The following is a 16,794-nucleotide window of genomic DNA, read 5'->3' as shown; positions in this document are numbered from 1 at the left end:
ATCCAGCTGGGTTGGATCGGTCCACTCCGGGCCGTCATCCGGCCCGGAATCATCGCAACCACAAAGTTAGAAGCGGGTCGCGATACCGAAGTTGAATTCCTGCACGTCGTCGGTCGACTCTTTCTTGACCGGGATCGCATAGTCGATGCGGATCGGGCCGAACGGCGAAGCCCACATCAGGCCGATACCGACTGAGGCGCGTAGCTTCATGTCCGTCGATTCCTGCGCAACCGAAGTAATCTTGGTTCCGTAAAGCGTTGCCGCATCGGCAAACACGGCACCACGCAAGCCGAAGCTTTCTGGAATGACAGGCAGCGGGAACTGCGCTTCGGCCGACGCATTGAAATAGGTCGTGCCGCCGAGATGATCGCCCGTGAGCGGATCCACAGGGCCGATGCCGCCATACTCAAAGCCGCGGATCATGCGATCGTTGCTTTGGAACTGGTCGAAGATACGCAGACCGTTGTCGCCATAGCCCGCAATGTAGCCTGCGCCGCCAGAAACGAGGCCGACAAGGTCGAGCTGCTCCGACAACGTCTGATACACGCTTGCACGCCCGGTCACTTTGACCCACTTAGCATCGCCGCCGAGACCAGCAACTTCGGTTACACCAGTGACGTAGAGACCCTCATGCGGGTTCTTCATGTCATCGATGGTGTTGTAGACCAAGCCCAAACTGACCGATGACTTTAGCCAAGGGCTCTCGCCGACACCCTCAATAATGGCCGGAGAGATCGTGCATGGGCTGCCAGGAACATACACGCCGCCTGTCAGACAGTTATCAGCAATCGAATACTTCTCTTGCGAGATATTGTACGCCAGCTGCGTCGAAACGTTGTCGGTGATCGGCAGGCCGAAGCGGATCGTCGCGCCGGTTGTGTCTGTGTCGTAGTGATCGTATTCGCGGGTGGACTTGTAAATATCGAAGCCCGCCGCAATACGCCGGCCGAGGAAGTAAGGCTCGGTGAACGAAATGGCATAGTCGCGCGAATGCCTGCCGCCGCCGGCCGACAGCTTGATGTACTGGCCGCGCCCGAGGAAGTTACGCTCGGTGATCGAGCCTTCGATCGACGGGCCGGGCGTGTCGCCGCCAGTCGAATAACCAGCGCCGATCGAGAATTCGCCGGTCGACTTCTCGACCACGGTGACCACCAGCACGACCTGGTCCGGCGCCGAGCCGGGGACGGTCGAAATGTCGACAGACTGGAAATAATCAAGGGCTTCCAGCCGCTTCTTCGCGCGCTGGATGAGAACCTGGTTGAAGGCATCGCCTTCACTGACGTCGAATTCGCGACGGATGACATAGTCGCGCGTGCGGTCGTTGCCGCGGATTTCGATGCGCTCGACATAGGCCTTGGTGCCCTGGTCGATGGTGTAGACAACCGAAATGGTGTGGTTCTCGAAATTGCGGTCGCCGCGCGGCGTCACCTGGGCGAAGGCGTAGCCCGAACCCGCGACCTTCTCGGTCAACGCGACGATCGAATCCTCGACGTCCTTGGCATTGTAGACGTCGCCCTTGTGGGTTTCGACCGCCGATTCCAGCGACTTCGAATCGACTTCCGGGATAGTGCTTTCCACGCTGACGTCGCCGAACGTATAGCGATCGCCTTCCTGCACGGTGATGGTGACCGTGTATTTGTTGGTGGCGTCGTCAAGCTCGCCGACGGCCGAGACGACCTGGAAGTCGGCATAGCCGTGATTGTAGTAGAAGCGGCGCAGCAGCTCCTGGTCGGCGCGCAGCTTGTCCTCGTCATAGACGTCGTCGCGCAGCACGAAGGACAGCCAGGACGAGCGCTTGGTGTTGATGACGTCCGACAGGCGGCGGCTGGAATAAGCGTGGTTGCCGACGAAGTTGATCGCCGCGATCTGGGTGCGGCCGCCTTCGTTGATGTTGAAGACAACGTTCACGCGATTGTCGCCGAGATCCATGACCTGCGTGGTCACCGCGGCGTCGTCGCGGCCAATGCGCTTGTAAGCCGTCTTGATCGCCTCGACATCGGCGTCCAGCGCCTGCTGCGAGAAGGTTGCACGCGGCTTCAGCTGGATACCCATCTGAAGCGCGTTGTCCTTGATCTTCTTGTTGCCCTGGAACAGGACCTGGTTGACGACCTTGTATTCGGAAACCTTGACGACCAGGCTCGAACCGACCTGGTTGATCTGAACGTCCGAGAACAGACCTGTGCCGAATAGCGCCTTGACGGCGTCGTCGATATCGGAGCTGGAGAAAGGCTTGCCCGGCTTGATCGAAATGTAATTGCGGATGGTTTCCGCATCGACGCGCTGGTTGCCGCTGACCTCGACACGCGAGATGACCGCGGCCTCGGCCACCGACGTGGCGGCGAACTGCACTGCGAGCGCGCCTGGCACGACCAGAGCGGCGGACAAAGCCGCCGCGGAAGCGGCGCTCAGAAACTTGGATGCTGCCTTCATCGGGCTTTTGTACCTTTTTCTCGTAGTCCCCACGGCGAGAAAACCGGACGTGCGGTATTTTCCCTTACCGTATTAACCGGATTTTCCCTACACGCAAGGCTCCCGGTTAATTTGTATTTACTTAACCGTACCGCGTGGCTTTCGCGTCACGCATATCCCAACGCATGGTAAACGGCATCTCAATATGACCGAAGCTGAAGCCAAATTTCTTCATGATTTCAGCATCCAAACAGATCGTTCCAAAATACGAAGCCCATGAATCCGAGCACCAGGAACAACCCGGTCCGGTAGGCCATCTCCATCGTTCGCTCCGAAACGGGCCGCCTGATGACGGCCTCCACGCCGTAGAACAACAGGTGGCCGCCGTCGAGGGGGGGAATCGGCAGCAGATTGAGAAATCCTATTCCGACTGACAGAAATGCAACAAGCTGCACCAGCCACTCGAAGCCGAGCTTGGCTGCCTGGCCCGACATCTTCGCGATCTTGATCGGACCGCCCAACTGGCATTTGTCCTCGCGTCCAAGCGCAAAGCGCTGCAGGAATTGGCCGGTGCGCTCGATCACGTGCCCGGTTTCCTCGACCGCCGCCACCACGGCGCCGGCCGGCGTGTAGGAGATCAGGCGCGGCTGGCCGAGTTCGGCGTTGTTGACGACGCCGATGACCGCGACCTTGACCTTGTTGCCCAGTGCATCCTGCTGCTCCATGGGCTCCGGCGCGGCCGTAACGTCGATTTCCTTGCCGTCGCGCAGCATGGTGAAGGTGATGGCGTCGCCAGCCCGGCCTGAAACCAGCCGCTGCACGTCGGCGAAGGTCTCTACCTTGCTGCCATCGACTTTGACGAATCGGTCGCCTGGCTGGATTCCGGCTTTTTCCGCCGGGCTGCCGGCGGTCACCTCGGCCACCATCGGCTCCAGGACCGGACGGCCATAGAGGGAAAACAGCACCGCAAACACGGCGATCGTCAGCAGGAAATTGAATAGCGGCCCGGCAACGACGGTAGCAGCGCGCTTCCAGATTGGTTGGGTGTGGAAGGCGACCTCGCGCTCAGCCTCTGTCAGCGATTCGATCTCCTCCGTGCTCGGCTGGCTCGAAGTCGCATTCATGTCGCCGACGAATTTGACGTAGCCGCCAAGCGGAATGGCGCAAAGCTTCCAGCGCGTTCCGCGGCGGTCGTAAAAACCGAAGAGCTCGGGGCCGAAGCCGATGGAAAAAGCCTTCACGCCGATGCCGCACCAGCGGCCGATCAGATAGTGGCCCATCTCGTGGACGAACACGACGACGGTCAGCACGAACAAAAACGGCACGAGCGTGCCAAGAACGAAGCCTTGTGTACTGAAAACCGCGTGAAAGATGTCGTTCAAGTCATGCCCTCAAATTCGCCCGCGAGCGACATTCCACCGCGACTGTGGCATCAATCCGGGCGAATCGGTGGCGCGCGCCATTTTTCGCCTTACTGCTGTGTCGTTCAGTTTGGAAAAAGCCCCAATGCCGGATGCTCGGCGCCCGCCGCGACCCAGCCCATGACGTACAGTGCGAACGCGGCCGCGACAAGCCCGTCCACCCTGTCCATGACGCCGCCATGGCCGGGAATGAGATTGCTCGAATCCTTGGCGCCGTGCCGGCGCTTGACCCATGATTCGAACAGGTCGCCGGCTTGCGAAACGATCGACAGAGCAAGCGCCGCGAGGCCAAGCTGAACGAGATTGCCGGCGCCGGCCGCGATTGCGAGCAAAACTCCGGCGATAACGCCGCCGATGGCGCCGCCTAGCGCGCCGCTCTGCGTCTTGCCGGGCGAGATTGACGGCGCGAGCTTCGGGCCGCCGACCGCGCGGCCGACGAAATAGGCAGCTATGTCGGTTGCCCAGACCACGGCGAACAGGAAGAGAATCGCAATCAGCCCGGAATGATTGTCGTCACGGAGATAGGCGAGCGAAAAGCCGGATAGTGCTGCGTAGGCCACCCCCGAGGCTTCCCACGGCGCGGCCCCCTTGGTCCGAGCGACAATGGCCGCGACCGCCACCAGGATCGCGACGAGGAGCAGCAGCCACAAGGCCGGCAGGCCGGCGATCAGGGCCCCGACGAAGATCAGAATCAGTGCTTCGGGCAGGAAGCCGAGCGCCGCGCCGTTCCCGGCGCGCGCCATGCGCGTCCATTCATAGAAGATCAGCGCCGCTATTGCGGCGCAGAACAGCCGGAACGGCAATCCGCCGAGCCAGGTGAGCGCAAGCGTCAGAGCCGCCATCACGATTGCCGAGATGACGCGCTGCTGGAGGTTGCTCATGGGTGCGGCGCCTAAAGCGCGACATCGCGGGCGGCGAGCCCGCCAAAGCGTCGTTCACGGCCGGCAAAGTCGCGCAAGGCGTCGGCCAGGTGCTCGCGGCTGAAGTCCGGCCAATAGCAAGGCAGGAAAACGAGCTCGCTATAGGCAGCCTGCCAGAGAAGGAAGTTCGACAGCCTGAGCTCGCCGCTGGTCCTGATCACCAGCTCGGGATCGGGAATGCCCTTTGTGTCGAGCGATGTGGCAAAGCTTTCCGCCGTGATCGCCTCGCTCGTCATGTCGCCGCGCGCGACGGCCTCCGCCAGCTTGCGCGCTGTGCGCACGATCTCGTCGCGGCCGCCGTAATTGAAGGCGATGACCAATGTCAGCGCCTCATTGCCGGCGGTCAGCGATTCGGCCTCCTGCAGCAGCCCCCGGATATCGGGCTGCAGCCCCTCTTTGTCGCCGATCACCCTCACCCGCACGCCGTTCTGATGCAGTTCGGCAAGATCGCGGCGGATGAACAGCTTCAAAAGTCCCATGAGGTCGCTGACCTCGGATTTCGGCCGCGACCAGTTCTCGGAGGAAAAGGCGTAGACGGTCAGGTAGGAGATGCCGAGCTCGGGTGCGGCGCGCACCGTCTTGCGCAGGGCCTCGACGCCGGCGCGGTGTCCGGCAAGGCGCGGCAGGCCGCGCGCCTTGGCCCAGCGTCCGTTTCCATCCATGATGATCGCGACATGCGCGGGGGTTGCCATGGTCTCGCTTTCGAGCCGGAAAACCCCGACCCTAAACCTGCATGATTTCAGCTTCCTTATCGGAAAGCAGGTGATCGATGGTGCTGATCATCTCGTCGGTCAGCTTCTGGACCTGGTCGGACCGCTTACGCTGATCGTCCTCGCTGATGGTGCCGTCCTTCTCAGCCTTCTTGAGGAAATCCATGCCGTCGCGGCGGACATGGCGCACCGCGACGCGTGCGTTCTCGGCATAGCCATGCGAGATCTTGACCAGTTCTTTGCGGCGCTGCTCATTGAGTTCGGGCAGCGGGATCCTGAGATTGGTGCCGTCGACGATCGGATTGAAGCCCAGATTGGCTTCGCGGATAGCGCGGTCGACCGCGCTGACCATCGACTTGTCCCAAACCGAGACCGAAATCATGCGCGGCTCCGGCACCGTCACGTTGGCCACCTGGTTGATCGGCATCGTCGTGCCGTAGGCCTGGACCTGGACGGCGTCGAGCAGGTTGCTGGAGGCTCGGCCGGTGCGCAGCGACGCCAGGTCGTGCTTGAAGGCGGCGATCGCCCCGTCCATGCGTCGCTTCAGGTCTTCGAACTCGCCACTCATGATCATCTCCTCGACCCGTTCGCCGGGTTCACTGCTTATGCCGTCGTGCCGTCCGCGGTACCGTTCAACGGATGCCGGCCTCGCTTATTTGTCCGCGACGACCGTGCAATGGCCGCCGCCCCTTAGAATATCGCCGAAACCACCTTTTTCGTGGATCGAATAGACGATTATCGGAATGTTGTTTTCACGCGCAAGTGCAATCGCGGCTGTGTCCATGATCGCAAGCCCGCGTTTGATGACTTCGGCGTGGCTGATGCGGTCGAAACGGACCGCGTTCGGGTCCTTCTTGGGGTCGGCCGAATAGACCCCGTCGACCTGCGTGCCCTTGAACAGCGCATCGGCGCCGATCTCGGCGGCGCGCAGGGCCGCGGCCGAATCGGTGGTGAAGAACGGATTGCCGGTGCCGCCGGCGAATATGACCACCTTGCCCTGGTTCATATAGGCTGTCGCCTGGCGTTGGGAAAAGCTCTCGCAAAGTTCCGGCATGGCGATCGCCGAAAGCACGACGGCATCGACGCCGATCTTGTTGAGCGAGGTGCGCAGCGCCAGCGAGTTGATGACGGTCGCGAGCATGCCCATGTGATCGCCGGTGACCCGGTCGCCGCCTTTGGAAGCTACAGCCACGCCCCGAAAAATGTTGCCGCCGCCGATGACGACACCCACTTCGACGCCCAGCGCGCGCGCCTCGGCAATGTCGGCGGCGATGCGGTCGACAACGGAGACATCGATGCCGAAATGCTGCTCGCCCATCAACGCTTCGCCGGAAGCCTTCAGCACGACACGTCGATAGAGGGGCTTCACCGTCATCTCATTCCTCGAATATCTCGGCGCGACAATTTTGGAGGCAAAAACCGCCCCCGCTTCGTCCGGCGATGCTGTCATGACGGGTTGACCCGATACACGAAGGGCGCGGCGATGTCACGCCGCGCCCTCGTGCAAAATTCCAGGCTTTTTCGGTCAGTTGCCGCCTCTTTGATCAACGGCTGGAGACGCTGACCGCCTCGCCTTCGATCATGACCGCGGGCGAATAACCGGCCGGCTTGTCGCCGGTCACGGCGCCGCCGGTCACCCGGACCTGGACCTCGGAGCCGAAATAGGAATGCGGGAACGGCGCAGGCATGGCGCTGACCTTTTCCAGCCGCGCGCGAAGCTCGGCGGGAATCGAAAAATCGAGCGCGCCGAGATTGTCCTGCAGCTGAGTGAGCTTCGTCGCTCCAAGGATGACGGAAGCGATGCCTGGCTGCGTCGCCGCCCAGTTGAGCGCAACCTGGGCCATGCTGCGGCCGAGCTCGGCCGCCACCTTCTCGAGTTCCGCCACGATCCCCCAGTTGCGGTCGCTGAACTTCTGGAAGCCGGGATGCGTGGTGTTGCGGAAACCGTCGAGCCGCCCAGCCCTTCCGGCTTGCGTCGGCTTGTATTTGCCGCTGAGGAGCCCGCTGGCCAGCGGGCTCCACACCATGATGCCGGCGCCATGACGGGTGCCGAAAGGCACATATTCATGTTCGATGGCGCGCTCGGCGAGCGAATATTCGAGCTGCAGCGCCGAGACCGGCTCGTAGCCGCGCAGTTCGGCGATCGCCTGGGCGCGGCCGGCATACCAGGCCGGCACGTCGGAGAGGCCGATATGGCGCACCTTGCCGGCGCGAACGAGGTCGTCCAGCGTGCGCAGCACCTCCTCGGCCGGAGTAATCCTGTCCCAGACATGCAGAAGATAAAGGTCGATATAGTCAGTGCCGAGCCGTTTCAGCGAGGCGTCCAGGGCCCGCATGATGTTCTTGCGGCCGTTGCCGCCGGCATTCGGATTGCCGGCCTCGGAATTCATGGTGAATTTTGTGGCGATCACCGCCTTATCGCGCAGGCCGCGCTCGGCGACGAACTCGCCGAGCCAGGTCTCGGCGGTACCGCCGGTATAGAGGTCGGCCGTGTCGAAGAAGTTGCCGCCCGCTTCGACATAGGCGTCGAAGATCGCGCGGGCTGTGTCCCTGTCCGCGCCCCAGCCCCATTCGGTGCCGAAGGTCATGGTGCCGAGCGCCAGCCGGCTGACGCGCAGGCCGCTGTTGCCAAGCGTGTAGTAGGTCATGGTCATGGGTGGTCTCCCGATTCTGAACTGAATTCCTGCCGGTCACTGGCCGGGGGTGGCCCTGACCCAGGGATTGCCGCGCTCATGCGTCATGCGGAAGGTGAAGCCGTCGACCTTCCAGCCGGAGGCCGAGCGCGTCAGGTGGTGCTCGTAGGTGCCCCAGACTTCCCAGAGCGGATCGCCATTGCCTTCCATCCGGTTCCAGGCATAGCCATTGGAGCGGACAGTCGCGGCATCGGCTTCGAGCACGACCTGATGGTTGGTGCGCAGATGCAGGCTGGTCTTGCTGCCCTTGAGGTTGCCCGCCCAGGCGCCGATCAGGTCGTCGGACGCGATGTTGGCCGCGGGCTGGCCGGACAGGCTGCTGAAATCGGCGGTGACACGCTCGGCGAAATAGCTGCGCGCCAGCTTCCAGTCCTGTGCATCCACCGCGCGGTCGATGGCGTCGGCGATGCGGATGACGGCGCGCTCGTCGGCAAGGGCCTGCCAGCCGGCCGGTTCGGCACCGCCGGCACCGACCGGCGCCAGCACCATTCCTGCGGCAAAAGTTACATGTCTCAACGCGTTCATTTGGTCTCTCCTTGGCCATCAGCCCCGCCGCCGATGTGTTGAAGCCAATATGAGCCGGCTCAGGCGCATCGATAAGATTGCATTGTTCGCAAAGACTGTGCGATACCATTCATGAATGGATCGCGATCTGCTCACACACCTTCCGGTCATTGTCGCCGTGGCCCGGCGCGGCGGCTTCGCGCTTGCCGCGGCTGAGCTGGGCATGAGCCCGTCTGCCGTCAGCCATGCGGTGCGGCTGGTGGAGGAGCGCATCGGCCAGCCGCTCTTTGCGCGCACGACGCGCAGCGTCTCGCTGACCGAGGCAGGCAAAGCGCTGGTGGAGACTGCGGGCCCTGCCCTGCAGGACATCGCCGAGCGGATGGACCGCATTCGAGGCGTGAAGGGAAGGCCCGCCGGCCTGCTCAGGATCAACGCCTCCAACATAGCGATCCCCCTGGCGGTGACGCCGGTGGTCGCGGCGATGGCGGAACGCTATCCCGACGTGACGGTCGAGATCGTTGCCGATCAGGGACTTATCGATATCGTCGGGGAAGGGTTTGACGCCGGCATCCGGCTGGGTGAAATGATCGCGCAGGACATGGTCACCGTCAGGATGACGCCACCGTTCAAAGCCGTGATCGTTGCTTCTCCCGCCTATGTCGCAAAGCACGGCCGTCCGCGCGACGTGGCCGATCTCGCCAATCACAACTGCATCGGGTACCGGCTGGTTCGGTCAGGCGCGCTTTACCGCTGGGACCTGAACGACAACGGCAAGGATGTCGTTGTCGAGACGCGCGGCACGACCGTCGTCACGGATTCGCTTGGCGCTATCGATCTGGCGCTGGCCGGCGTCGGGCTCGCCTACGCCTTCGAGCCGCTGGTGCGCGCCGACCTGGCAGCCGGCCGCCTCGTCCAGATCCTGCCGAAGACAGCGATCGAAGAGCCCGGGCTCTTCCTTTATTTCCCGCGCCGCGCGTCGATGGCGCCGAAGCTCAGGGCCTTTATCGATACCGCACAAGAAATCGGCCGGGCGTCCATGCGGACACCCGGCCGAGTCGCCTGAGCTCGTGAGCTCGTCACCTTAAGGAAACGCCGCACGCTCCCCTCGGATCGGAGCTATTTCTTGACCGCGGCCGCGACTTCCGCCGCGAAATCGGTCGTTTCCTTCTCGATGCCTTCGCCCAGCGCGAAGCGCAGATAGGAAGTGATCTTCGCCGGAGCGCCGATCTCCTTCTCGGCATCCTTCAGCGCCTTCTCGACGGTGATGTCGGGATTGAGCACGAAGGCCTGCTTCAAAAGCACCACCTCTTCGTAGAACTTGCGCAGACGGCCCTCGACCATCTTCTCGATGATGGCTTCCGGCTTGCCCGACTGGCGCGCCTGGTCGGAGAAGATCGCCTTCTCGCGCTCGATAAGCGCCGGGTCGACCTCTTCGGCCGTCAGCGCCACCGGGTTGGTGGCGGCGACGTGCATGGCAACCTGGCGGGCAAAGGCGTTCGCGGCATGCTCGTTGCCGGTGGTCTCGATCGCGACCAGCACGCCGAGCTTGCCCAGCCCATCGGCAACCGCATTGTGGACATAGGTCGCCACCACGCCATGCGGCACGGTAAGCTTGGCCGAACGGCGGAAATTGATGTTCTCGCCGATGGTGCCGACCGCGTCCTTGACGGTCTCGGTGACCGTCTTGTCGGAGCCTGGATACTTGGCGGCGGCAACCGCTTCGGTTACGCCATAGGCGAGCGCGACCTTCGCGACATTGCGGACCAGTTGCTGGAACTGCTCGTTGCGGGCGACGAAGTCGGTCTCGGAATTGACCTCGGCGATGGCCGCTTCACGCACGCCGGCGTCGACGCCGATCAGGCCCTCGGCGGCAGTGCGCCCGGCCTTCTTGTCGGCCTTGGAGATACCCTTCTTGCGCAGCCAGTCGACGGCCGCTTCCATGTCGCCGTTGGTCTCGTTCAACGCCGCCTTGCAGTCCATCATGCCCGCGCCGGTCAAGTCGCGGAGTTCTTTGACCTGTGCAGCCGAAATGCTCATTGTCGCCTCTTTGTCTCAAATGCGCCGACGCACCAACCGGGACTCGGGTGATGCGCTCGGCAAAAGCGCTTTAGCGCGCCAACTTATTGGAAAGATGAAGGCCGGGATCCGGCCTTCCTTATCAAGCTTCCGGAGCTTCTGCGGCCGGAGCGTCGAGCGCCGGCTCGACCGGAGCCTCCGCCGAAGCGCCGATGTCGACGCCGAGCGCGCCCTGCTGACGGGCGATGCCGTCGATGGCGGCCTTGGCGATCAGGTCGCAATAGAGCTGGATCGCGCGGGCCGCGTCGTCATTGCCGGGGATCGGGAAGTCGATCTTGTCCGGGTCGCAGTTCGAATCGATGATGGCCACGACCGGAATGCCGAGGCGCTTGGCCTCGAGGATGGCGATCGCTTCCTTGTTGGTGTCGATGACGAACATCAGGTCCGGCGTCGAGCCCATGTCCTTGATGCCGCCGAGAGCCTTGTTGAGCTTCTCGCGCTCGCGGTCGAGGTTCAGGCGCTCCTTCTTGGTGAGGCCCTGGGCCTCGCCGGAGAGCGTCTCGTCGAGCTTGCGCAGGCGCTGGATCGAGTTCGAGATCGTCTTCCAGTTGGTGAGCATGCCGCCCAGCCAACGCGAATTGACATAGTACTGGGCCGAACGCTGCGCCGCGTCGGCGACGATGTCGGACGCCTGGCGCTTGGTGCCGACGAACAGCACGCGGCCGCCCTTGGCGACGGTGTCGGACACCTGCTTCAGGGCCTGGTGCAGCAGCGGCACCGTCTGCGACAGGTCGATGATGTGGATGTTGTTGCGGGCGCCATAGATATAAGGCGCCATCTTCGGGTTCCAGCGGTGGGTCTGGTGGCCGAAGTGAACACCAGCTTCCAAAAGCTGGCGCATGCTGAAATCTGGCAGAGCCATTCTTTAGTTCCTTTCCGGTTGGCCTCCACGGACACAGGCATTTCGGACTTATGTCCTGATGCCACCGGAGGTCTCAGCCGGATTTCTCCCGGGCAGACACCAAAGTCCGTGTGTGGAATGAGCGCGCATATAGAGGGGAAGCGTCACAAACGCAAGCTGGGTATCACTTCGCGCATCAACGTGCGGCAATCAGCGCACCGGTACCGATCATCGCGCCGCCAGCGAGCCTGTTCATGAGGCGCATGCGCTTCGGGGTCTTGAACCATCCGGCTGCCCGCCCCGCCATCGCGGCATAGAGACCCATGGTGACGATATTGACGCTGACCACGACAAGGACCACGAGCAGGCCATCGGCGAAGGTCATGGTGTCAAGGTTGAGGATCAGCGGCATGATGGAGGCGTGGAACAGAATCGCCTTCGGATTGCCGAGCGCAATGGACGCGCCGAGAAAGAAGGACCGCGACAGCCGCGCCTGTGTCTGACGAGAGTCGTCTGGTTTCTGGGCGGCCGCCCGCCACATCCTGATGCCGAGAAAGACCAGGTAAGCGGCGCCGGCGTATTTCAGCAAAAGAAAAATCCACTCGAAGGTCTGGGCCAACGCCACCAACCCGAGCAACGCCAGGGTGACCAGGACGGCGTCGCCCGCGGCGACCCCCATGCCGGCTATGAAAGCCCGCGAGAACCCACGCGACAGACCATTGGTAATCACCGCGAACATCGCCGGTCCAGGCGTGGCGGCGGCCAATGAGATCGCGACGCAATAAGCCAGGAACGCCGTCATCGTCATCGTCTTACCTTCCCATTCGGAACCCGCACGCGGCGGAAGATCGCCACGATGTCCTCGCGGGTGCATTCGATCGCCCCAAGCCTGACCGCGCGATCACGCTCGAAGCCAGTGATATCGTAATGCGGCGCCGATGTCTTGGGTGGCCCCTGATAGGACGAACGCTTAAGGCCCAGCTCGGCTGCAAAGCGATGGAGTTCGTCGGTGTTATCGGCGAGCAGATGGCACCAGCGGTGGCCGGCCCATTTCCAGATCGCCGCATCGACATAGACTGCCATCAAGCCCACCGCATTCGGTGAGCCTCACGCATGGTATTCGGAGGCCAAGCCTGCAAGCCGGGCCGGCTGCCGTCAGCAATTGCTATTTCGACGCCGGGCAAGGCTTGGTCTGATCGAACAGCGACAGGTTCACCAGCTTGCCGGTCATCGAGAATTCGCCATAGTCCATGACGAGGTCGCGGGTGATGCCGTTCTCGTGCAGCTTGAAGCTGATCCGGTATTCGGGCACCTCTTCGCCTTTGTTGTCGGTATCGTCGAAATAGGCGATGTCGACCGGCCAGTATTTGTCGGTCGCGAGCTTGGCCAGCGCCGGCGCCTCCGGGTCGGATTTCTGGACATCGGTCTTCTTACCGACGATGACGGTGGTGGTCATCACCTTGTTGGCGTCCTCGGAGCCGTCGAACAGATTGGTCTGGTAGAAATTCTCGCCCTTTTCGGCCTTGCCGATCAGCTCGACCAGATGCTGGGTCGGGAACTGCGTCGCTGCAAGCTCGAGGCTGTTCTTCTCAGGCTTGTCGATCTCGACTTTGAGGCCCTTCTGCTCCCGGGTCGCGGTGCCTTTCACTTCCTTGTCGAGGTTCTGGTCGGTGAAGGATTTCGTCACGAACGAAAACGTTTTGCCTTCGGCATCCTCGAACGTGGTCGTCTGCTGGTCCGTCAGCTTCGTGCCGTCGGCGGTGGCAATCTGAGTGACGAAGCGGAATTTCACTGTATAGCCTTCGCAGGCGGAACCATTGAACTCATAGACCATGCGGCCGGTGATGCCGGTAATGCCTGAGCGATCGGAGGCCTTGTTGAGCGTGAGATCGTAGACGGCGCGATGCGCCTGCAGCGCGGGCACCGCAAGGGCCGGCGCCATCGGGAGCATCGCCGAGAAACAGGCGGCGGCGAGAAAAAGGCGCGTTGCGCGCATGCGTTGCTCCGATCGTCGCGGCCGCGAGGCAGACCGCAGGGAAAGATAGTCCAGCTTAAAAAAAGTCATGGCGGAAGCGAGGCAAAAATAGCAATTTCGGCCCGGCCAACGCGGCGTCTTCCAGCAATAGGGAAAACCAATGAGCGAAACAATCGAAAAGCGGCTAAGCGATCTTGGCGTCACCCTCCCGGCCGCCGCCGCGCCCGCCGCCAACTACGTGCCCTATTGCCGCACCGGCAACACGCTGTTCACCGCCGGCCAGTTGCCGCTGAAGGACGGCAAGCTGCAGGCAAGCGGGTTGCTCGGCCGCGACATCGACACCGCTGCAGGCAAGGAAGGCGCGAAATTCTGCGCCATCAACCTCCTGGCGCAGGCCAAGGCCGCAGTGGGCGATCTCGAAAAGATCCGGCGCCTAGTCAAGATCACCGTCTTCGTCGCCTCCGCGCCGGATTTCGTCGAGCAGCATCTTGTCGCCAACGGCGCCTCCGACTTCCTGGTCGCCGCACTCGGCGAGCGCGGCAAGCATGCCCGCTCCGCCGTCGGCACCGCCTCGCTGCCGCTCAACGCCGCGGTCGAGATCGAAGCGATCTTCGAAGTCGAGTGAGGCTCAACATGACCGATCTGTCCTGGCTGATTGCGCAGCCCGTCGCGCATCGCGGCTTCCACGACATGAACAAGACGCGCTGGGAAAACACGCTGTCGGCTTTCGCCGCGGCGGCCGAGCGCGGCTATGCCATCGAATGCGACGTGCATCTCTCGTCCGACGGCGTCCCGGTCATCATCCATGACGGCGATCTGAAACGGCTGACCGGCCAGGATGGCTTCGTCTGGCAACGCACCGCGGCCGAACTGGCGACGCTCAAGGTCGGCGGCACCAAGGACCACGTGCCGACGCTCGAGGAGGCGCTCGACCTGATCGACGGCCGTGTGCCGCTGGTGGTCGAGCTGAAAGGCGTTCCCGGCCACGATGCGGGGCTGGTGGCCAGGGTCGGCCGGCTGCTCAAGCGCTACAACGGCAAGGTGGCGATCATGTCGTTCGACCACTGGCTGATCCGCGACTTCGCCAAGGACGCCCCCGGCATCCCCGGCGGGCTGACCGCCTATGGCAGGGACAACCAGCTGATCGAGGCGCATTTCGCCATGCTCGCGCACGATCTCGCCTTCACCTCCTACGCTGCCGGCGACCTGCCCAACCCCTTCGTCAGCTTCGTGCGCGAAAGGCTGAAGATGCCGGTCATTACCTGGACCGTGCATGACCAGCCGGCGGTCGACCTCACCTTCAAATATGCCGACCAGATGACCTTCGAGGGTTTCGATCCCGGCCTGGTGAGAGTTGGCTGAGCCGAGTGCCTCAAACGTGACTTGTAGCTGCCCCTGCGAAGCTTAAATAAGCCCCATGGATCAGGGCGACGAAGACGATGGACGGGCAGCGAATGCGGATTATGCGATCCGCATCGCGGCGGGTATCGGCGCCTTCACCTGCGAGGAATGGAACGGCTTTGCCGGAACCACGCGCGGCGATCAAGAAAACATCTACAACCCGCTGGTTTCATTCGCTTTTCTAAGCGCTCTGGAAGATTCAGGCTGCGCCGTCCGGCGCACTGGCTGGCAGGGTCATCACTTGCGGCTGGAAACCCCGCAAGGCAGGCTTCTCGGCGCCGTCCCTTGTTACCTCAAATCGCACAGCCAGGGCGAATATGTCTTCGACCACGGCTGGTCGGACGCCTTCGAGCGCGCCGGCGGCCGCTATTATCCCAAGTTGCAATGCTCGGTGCCGTTTTCACCAGTCACCGGCCCTCGCCTGCTGGTCGGCAAAGCCGAGAATGAAAGTGCGGTGAAGGCAGGACTGGCGGAAGGCCTGAAGCTGGTGACCGAAAAGCTCGGCGTCTCTTCGGCGCATGTCACCTTCGCAACCGAGCCGGATGTGGCGACGCTGGAGGCGGCGGGCTTCCTGCATCGCACCGACCAGCAGTTCCATTTCTTCAACGAAGGCTTTTCGACCTATGACGACTTCCTCGCCACGCTTGCCTCGCGCAAGCGCAAGGCAATGAAGAAGGAGCGCCGGGAAGCGGTTGCCGACGGCATCTCGATCGACTGGCTGACCGGCAAGGACATCACCGAAAGCGCCTGGGACGATTTCTTCGCCTTCTACATGGATACCGGCGGCAGGAAATGGGGCCGGCCCTATCTCAACCGACAGTTCTTCTCGCTGATCGGCGAGCGCATGGCCGACGACATCCTCCTGGTGATGGCAAAGCGGAACGGCCGCTACATTGCCGGCGCCATCAACTTCATCGGCTCCGACGCGCTCTACGGACGCAACTGGGGCTGCATCGAGGATCACCCCTTCCTGCATTTCGAGGTCTGCTACCATCAGGCGATCGATTTCGCCATCGAGCGCAAGCTCAAGGTGGTGGAGGCAGGCGCGCAGGGCGAGCACAAGCTGGCGCGCGGCTACCGGCCGGTGACCATGCATTCGGCGCACTACTTCTCGCATCCCGGCTTGCGCAACGCCGTCGCCGACTATCTCAGGCGCGAGCGCCGCGAGGTCGAGCGCATGGCCGAATATCTCGAAGAGCACACGCCCTTCCGCAAGGATCTTGGGGAATAGCCGGCCTCACCGCGCGCCATGCCGCTGCGATGAAACATGAAAACAGAGACTTAAAGCGCGTCGCCCGAATCCATTCCTTACGACGCGCTTTAGCGATCTCGCCTGAGCGCCTTGCCGCCCGTCGGCGGCTTCGCTACACCGGACGGTGAATGCAATTGGGAGTGTCACCCCATGGCCGAAGCCTATGATCCCGGCAATATCTTTGCGAAAATCCTGCGCGGCGAGATTCCATCGCACCGCGTCTACGAGGACGATGCGGTCGTCGCCTTCATGGATGTGATGCCGCAAGGCATGGGCCACACACTGGTGATGCCCAAGGCGCCGTCCCGCAACATGCTCGACGCCGATCCGGCAACGCTCGGTCCGCTGTTCGCGGTCGTCCAGAAGGTGGCCGTGGCAGTGAAAAAGGCCTTCGACGCCGACGGCGTCACCCTCATGCAGTTCAACGAACCGGCCTCCGGGCAGACCGTCTATCATCTCCATGTCCACGTCGTGCCACGCTTCGAAGGCGTGCCGTTGAAGCCGCATTCCGGCCAGATGGAGAAGCCCGAAGTGCTGGCCGAGCACGCCGGCAAGATCCGCGCGGCGCTGGGAAGCTGACCCAGCCTTCGAC

18 protein-coding genes are annotated in these 16,794 nt (G+C 62.8%); 5 read left to right on the top strand and 13 right to left on the bottom strand.

Features of this window, described 5'->3' with window-relative positions; genetic code table 11:
- Positions 1-66: 66 nt before the first annotated feature.
- The 8 genes from bamA to CK219_RS03675 form a co-directional block, all read right to left on the bottom strand.
- Positions 67-2,430, bottom strand: coding sequence for an outer membrane protein assembly factor BamA (gene bamA, locus CK219_RS03710; protein WP_095765362.1), 2,364 nt, complete (start codon positions 2,428-2,430; stop codon positions 67-69).
- Positions 2,431-2,648: 218 nt separating this feature from the next.
- The gene (rseP, locus tag CK219_RS03705) at positions 2,649-3,791 is read right to left on the bottom strand and encodes an RIP metalloprotease RseP (RefSeq protein WP_095765361.1); all 1,143 of its coding nucleotides are present in this window, start codon (positions 3,789-3,791) and stop codon (positions 2,649-2,651) included.
- Positions 3,792-3,895: 104 nt separating this feature from the next.
- A complete protein-coding gene (locus CK219_RS03700) occupies positions 3,896-4,711 on the bottom strand; it encodes a phosphatidate cytidylyltransferase (RefSeq protein WP_095765360.1) in 816 nt (271 codons plus the stop codon).
- 11 nt (positions 4,712-4,722) lie between these two features.
- Positions 4,723-5,442 carry an isoprenyl transferase gene (locus CK219_RS03695; RefSeq protein WP_095765359.1) on the bottom strand — a complete coding sequence of 240 codons (720 nt, stop codon included), beginning with the start codon at positions 5,440-5,442 and terminating at the stop codon, positions 4,723-4,725.
- Between the two features lie 31 nt (positions 5,443-5,473).
- Positions 5,474-6,028, bottom strand: a complete 555-nt coding sequence (gene frr / locus CK219_RS03690; protein ID WP_095765618.1) for a ribosome recycling factor — start codon at positions 6,026-6,028, stop codon at positions 5,474-5,476.
- An 84-nt stretch (positions 6,029-6,112) separates the two neighbouring features.
- Positions 6,113-6,835: a UMP kinase gene (gene pyrH / locus CK219_RS03685; RefSeq protein WP_095765617.1), complete on the bottom strand. Its 723-nt coding sequence runs from the start codon at positions 6,833-6,835 to the stop codon at positions 6,113-6,115.
- Positions 6,836-7,004: 169 nt separating this feature from the next.
- Complete coding sequence (locus CK219_RS03680; RefSeq protein WP_095765358.1) at positions 7,005-8,114, bottom strand: aldo/keto reductase; 1,110 nt, start codon at positions 8,112-8,114, stop codon at positions 7,005-7,007.
- A gap of 36 nt (positions 8,115-8,150) precedes the next feature.
- The gene (locus tag CK219_RS03675; protein WP_095765357.1) at positions 8,151-8,678 is read right to left on the bottom strand and encodes a nuclear transport factor 2 family protein; all 528 of its coding nucleotides are present in this window, start codon (positions 8,676-8,678) and stop codon (positions 8,151-8,153) included.
- 115 nt (positions 8,679-8,793) lie between these two features.
- Here CK219_RS03675 and CK219_RS03670 point away from each other — a divergent pair, with 115 nt between their 5' ends.
- The gene (locus CK219_RS03670) at positions 8,794-9,720 is read left to right on the top strand and encodes a LysR family transcriptional regulator (RefSeq protein ID WP_095765356.1); all 927 of its coding nucleotides are present in this window, start codon (positions 8,794-8,796) and stop codon (positions 9,718-9,720) included.
- Positions 9,721-9,773: 53 nt separating this feature from the next.
- On the opposite strand, the gene tsf is transcribed toward CK219_RS03670, so the two are convergent.
- From tsf to CK219_RS03645, 5 genes are all read right to left on the bottom strand, one after another.
- Complete coding sequence (gene tsf / locus CK219_RS03665) at positions 9,774-10,694, bottom strand: translation elongation factor Ts (protein ID WP_095765355.1); 921 nt, start codon at positions 10,692-10,694, stop codon at positions 9,774-9,776.
- Positions 10,695-10,815: 121 nt separating this feature from the next.
- Complete coding sequence (gene rpsB, locus CK219_RS03660; protein ID WP_095765354.1) at positions 10,816-11,595, bottom strand: 30S ribosomal protein S2; 780 nt, start codon at positions 11,593-11,595, stop codon at positions 10,816-10,818.
- 175 nt (positions 11,596-11,770) lie between these two features.
- Positions 11,771-12,376, bottom strand: a complete 606-nt coding sequence (locus CK219_RS03655; RefSeq protein ID WP_245340378.1) for a LysE family translocator — start codon at positions 12,374-12,376, stop codon at positions 11,771-11,773.
- Between the two features lie 2 nt (positions 12,377-12,378).
- Positions 12,379-12,657 carry a DUF4031 domain-containing protein gene (locus CK219_RS03650; protein WP_095765352.1) on the bottom strand — a complete coding sequence of 93 codons (279 nt, stop codon included), beginning with the start codon at positions 12,655-12,657 and terminating at the stop codon, positions 12,379-12,381.
- Positions 12,658-12,739: 82 nt separating this feature from the next.
- Positions 12,740-13,570 carry a cell envelope integrity EipB family protein gene (locus tag CK219_RS03645; protein ID WP_095765616.1) on the bottom strand — a complete coding sequence of 277 codons (831 nt, stop codon included), beginning with the start codon at positions 13,568-13,570 and terminating at the stop codon, positions 12,740-12,742.
- Between the two features lie 139 nt (positions 13,571-13,709).
- Between CK219_RS03645 and CK219_RS03640 the strand changes: the two genes are divergently transcribed.
- The 4 genes from CK219_RS03640 (at position 13,710) to CK219_RS03625 (ending at position 16,781) form a co-directional block, all read left to right on the top strand.
- A complete protein-coding gene (locus CK219_RS03640) occupies positions 13,710-14,174 on the top strand; it encodes a RidA family protein (protein ID WP_095765351.1) in 465 nt (154 codons plus the stop codon).
- Positions 14,175-14,182: 8 nt separating this feature from the next.
- On the top strand, positions 14,183-14,911 hold the full coding sequence (locus tag CK219_RS03635) for a glycerophosphodiester phosphodiesterase (RefSeq protein WP_095765350.1): 729 nt from the start codon (positions 14,183-14,185) through the stop codon (positions 14,909-14,911).
- 55 nt (positions 14,912-14,966) lie between these two features.
- The gene (locus tag CK219_RS03630; protein WP_095765349.1) at positions 14,967-16,181 is read left to right on the top strand and encodes a GNAT family N-acetyltransferase; all 1,215 of its coding nucleotides are present in this window, start codon (positions 14,967-14,969) and stop codon (positions 16,179-16,181) included.
- 171 nt (positions 16,182-16,352) lie between these two features.
- A complete protein-coding gene (locus tag CK219_RS03625) occupies positions 16,353-16,781 on the top strand; it encodes an HIT domain-containing protein (protein ID WP_095765348.1) in 429 nt (142 codons plus the stop codon).
- The last annotated feature ends 13 nt before the right edge of the window (positions 16,782-16,794 follow it).

Source organism: Mesorhizobium sp. WSM4313, assembly GCF_002294725.1.
In the GTDB taxonomy this organism is placed as follows: domain Bacteria; phylum Pseudomonadota; class Alphaproteobacteria; order Rhizobiales; family Rhizobiaceae; genus Mesorhizobium.
The sequence above is the reverse complement of the archived record's forward strand: the minus strand, read 5'-3'. Positions and strand labels throughout refer to the sequence as shown.

Coding starts and splice junctions, on each gene's coding strand:
- bamA (WP_095765362.1), bottom strand. CDS start 2,430: ATGAAGGCAGCATCCAAGTTTCTGAGCGCCGCTTCCGCGGCGGCTTTG.
- CK219_RS03700 (WP_095765360.1), bottom strand. CDS start 4,711: ATGAGCAACCTCCAGCAGCGCGTCATCTCGGCAATCGTGATGGCGGCT.
- CK219_RS03695 (WP_095765359.1), bottom strand. CDS start 5,442: ATGGCAACCCCCGCGCATGTCGCGATCATCATGGATGGAAACGGACGC.
- frr (WP_095765618.1), bottom strand. CDS start 6,028: ATGAGTGGCGAGTTCGAAGACCTGAAGCGACGCATGGACGGGGCGATC.
- pyrH (WP_095765617.1), bottom strand. CDS start 6,835: ATGACGGTGAAGCCCCTCTATCGACGTGTCGTGCTGAAGGCTTCCGGC.
- CK219_RS03680 (WP_095765358.1), bottom strand. CDS start 8,114: ATGACCATGACCTACTACACGCTTGGCAACAGCGGCCTGCGCGTCAGC.
- CK219_RS03675 (WP_095765357.1), bottom strand. CDS start 8,678: ATGAACGCGTTGAGACATGTAACTTTTGCCGCAGGAATGGTGCTGGCG.
- CK219_RS03670 (WP_095765356.1), top strand. CDS start 8,794: ATGGATCGCGATCTGCTCACACACCTTCCGGTCATTGTCGCCGTGGCC.
- tsf (WP_095765355.1), bottom strand. CDS start 10,694: ATGAGCATTTCGGCTGCACAGGTCAAAGAACTCCGCGACTTGACCGGC.
- rpsB (WP_095765354.1), bottom strand. CDS start 11,595: ATGGCTCTGCCAGATTTCAGCATGCGCCAGCTTTTGGAAGCTGGTGTT.
- CK219_RS03655 (WP_245340378.1), bottom strand. CDS start 12,376: ATGACGGCGTTCCTGGCTTATTGCGTCGCGATCTCATTGGCCGCCGCC.
- CK219_RS03650 (WP_095765352.1), bottom strand. CDS start 12,657: ATGGCAGTCTATGTCGATGCGGCGATCTGGAAATGGGCCGGCCACCGC.
- CK219_RS03645 (WP_095765616.1), bottom strand. CDS start 13,570: ATGCGCGCAACGCGCCTTTTTCTCGCCGCCGCCTGTTTCTCGGCGATG.
- CK219_RS03640 (WP_095765351.1), top strand. CDS start 13,710: ATGAGCGAAACAATCGAAAAGCGGCTAAGCGATCTTGGCGTCACCCTC.
- CK219_RS03635 (WP_095765350.1), top strand. CDS start 14,183: ATGACCGATCTGTCCTGGCTGATTGCGCAGCCCGTCGCGCATCGCGGC.
- CK219_RS03630 (WP_095765349.1), top strand. CDS start 14,967: ATGGATCAGGGCGACGAAGACGATGGACGGGCAGCGAATGCGGATTAT.
- CK219_RS03625 (WP_095765348.1), top strand. CDS start 16,353: ATGGCCGAAGCCTATGATCCCGGCAATATCTTTGCGAAAATCCTGCGC.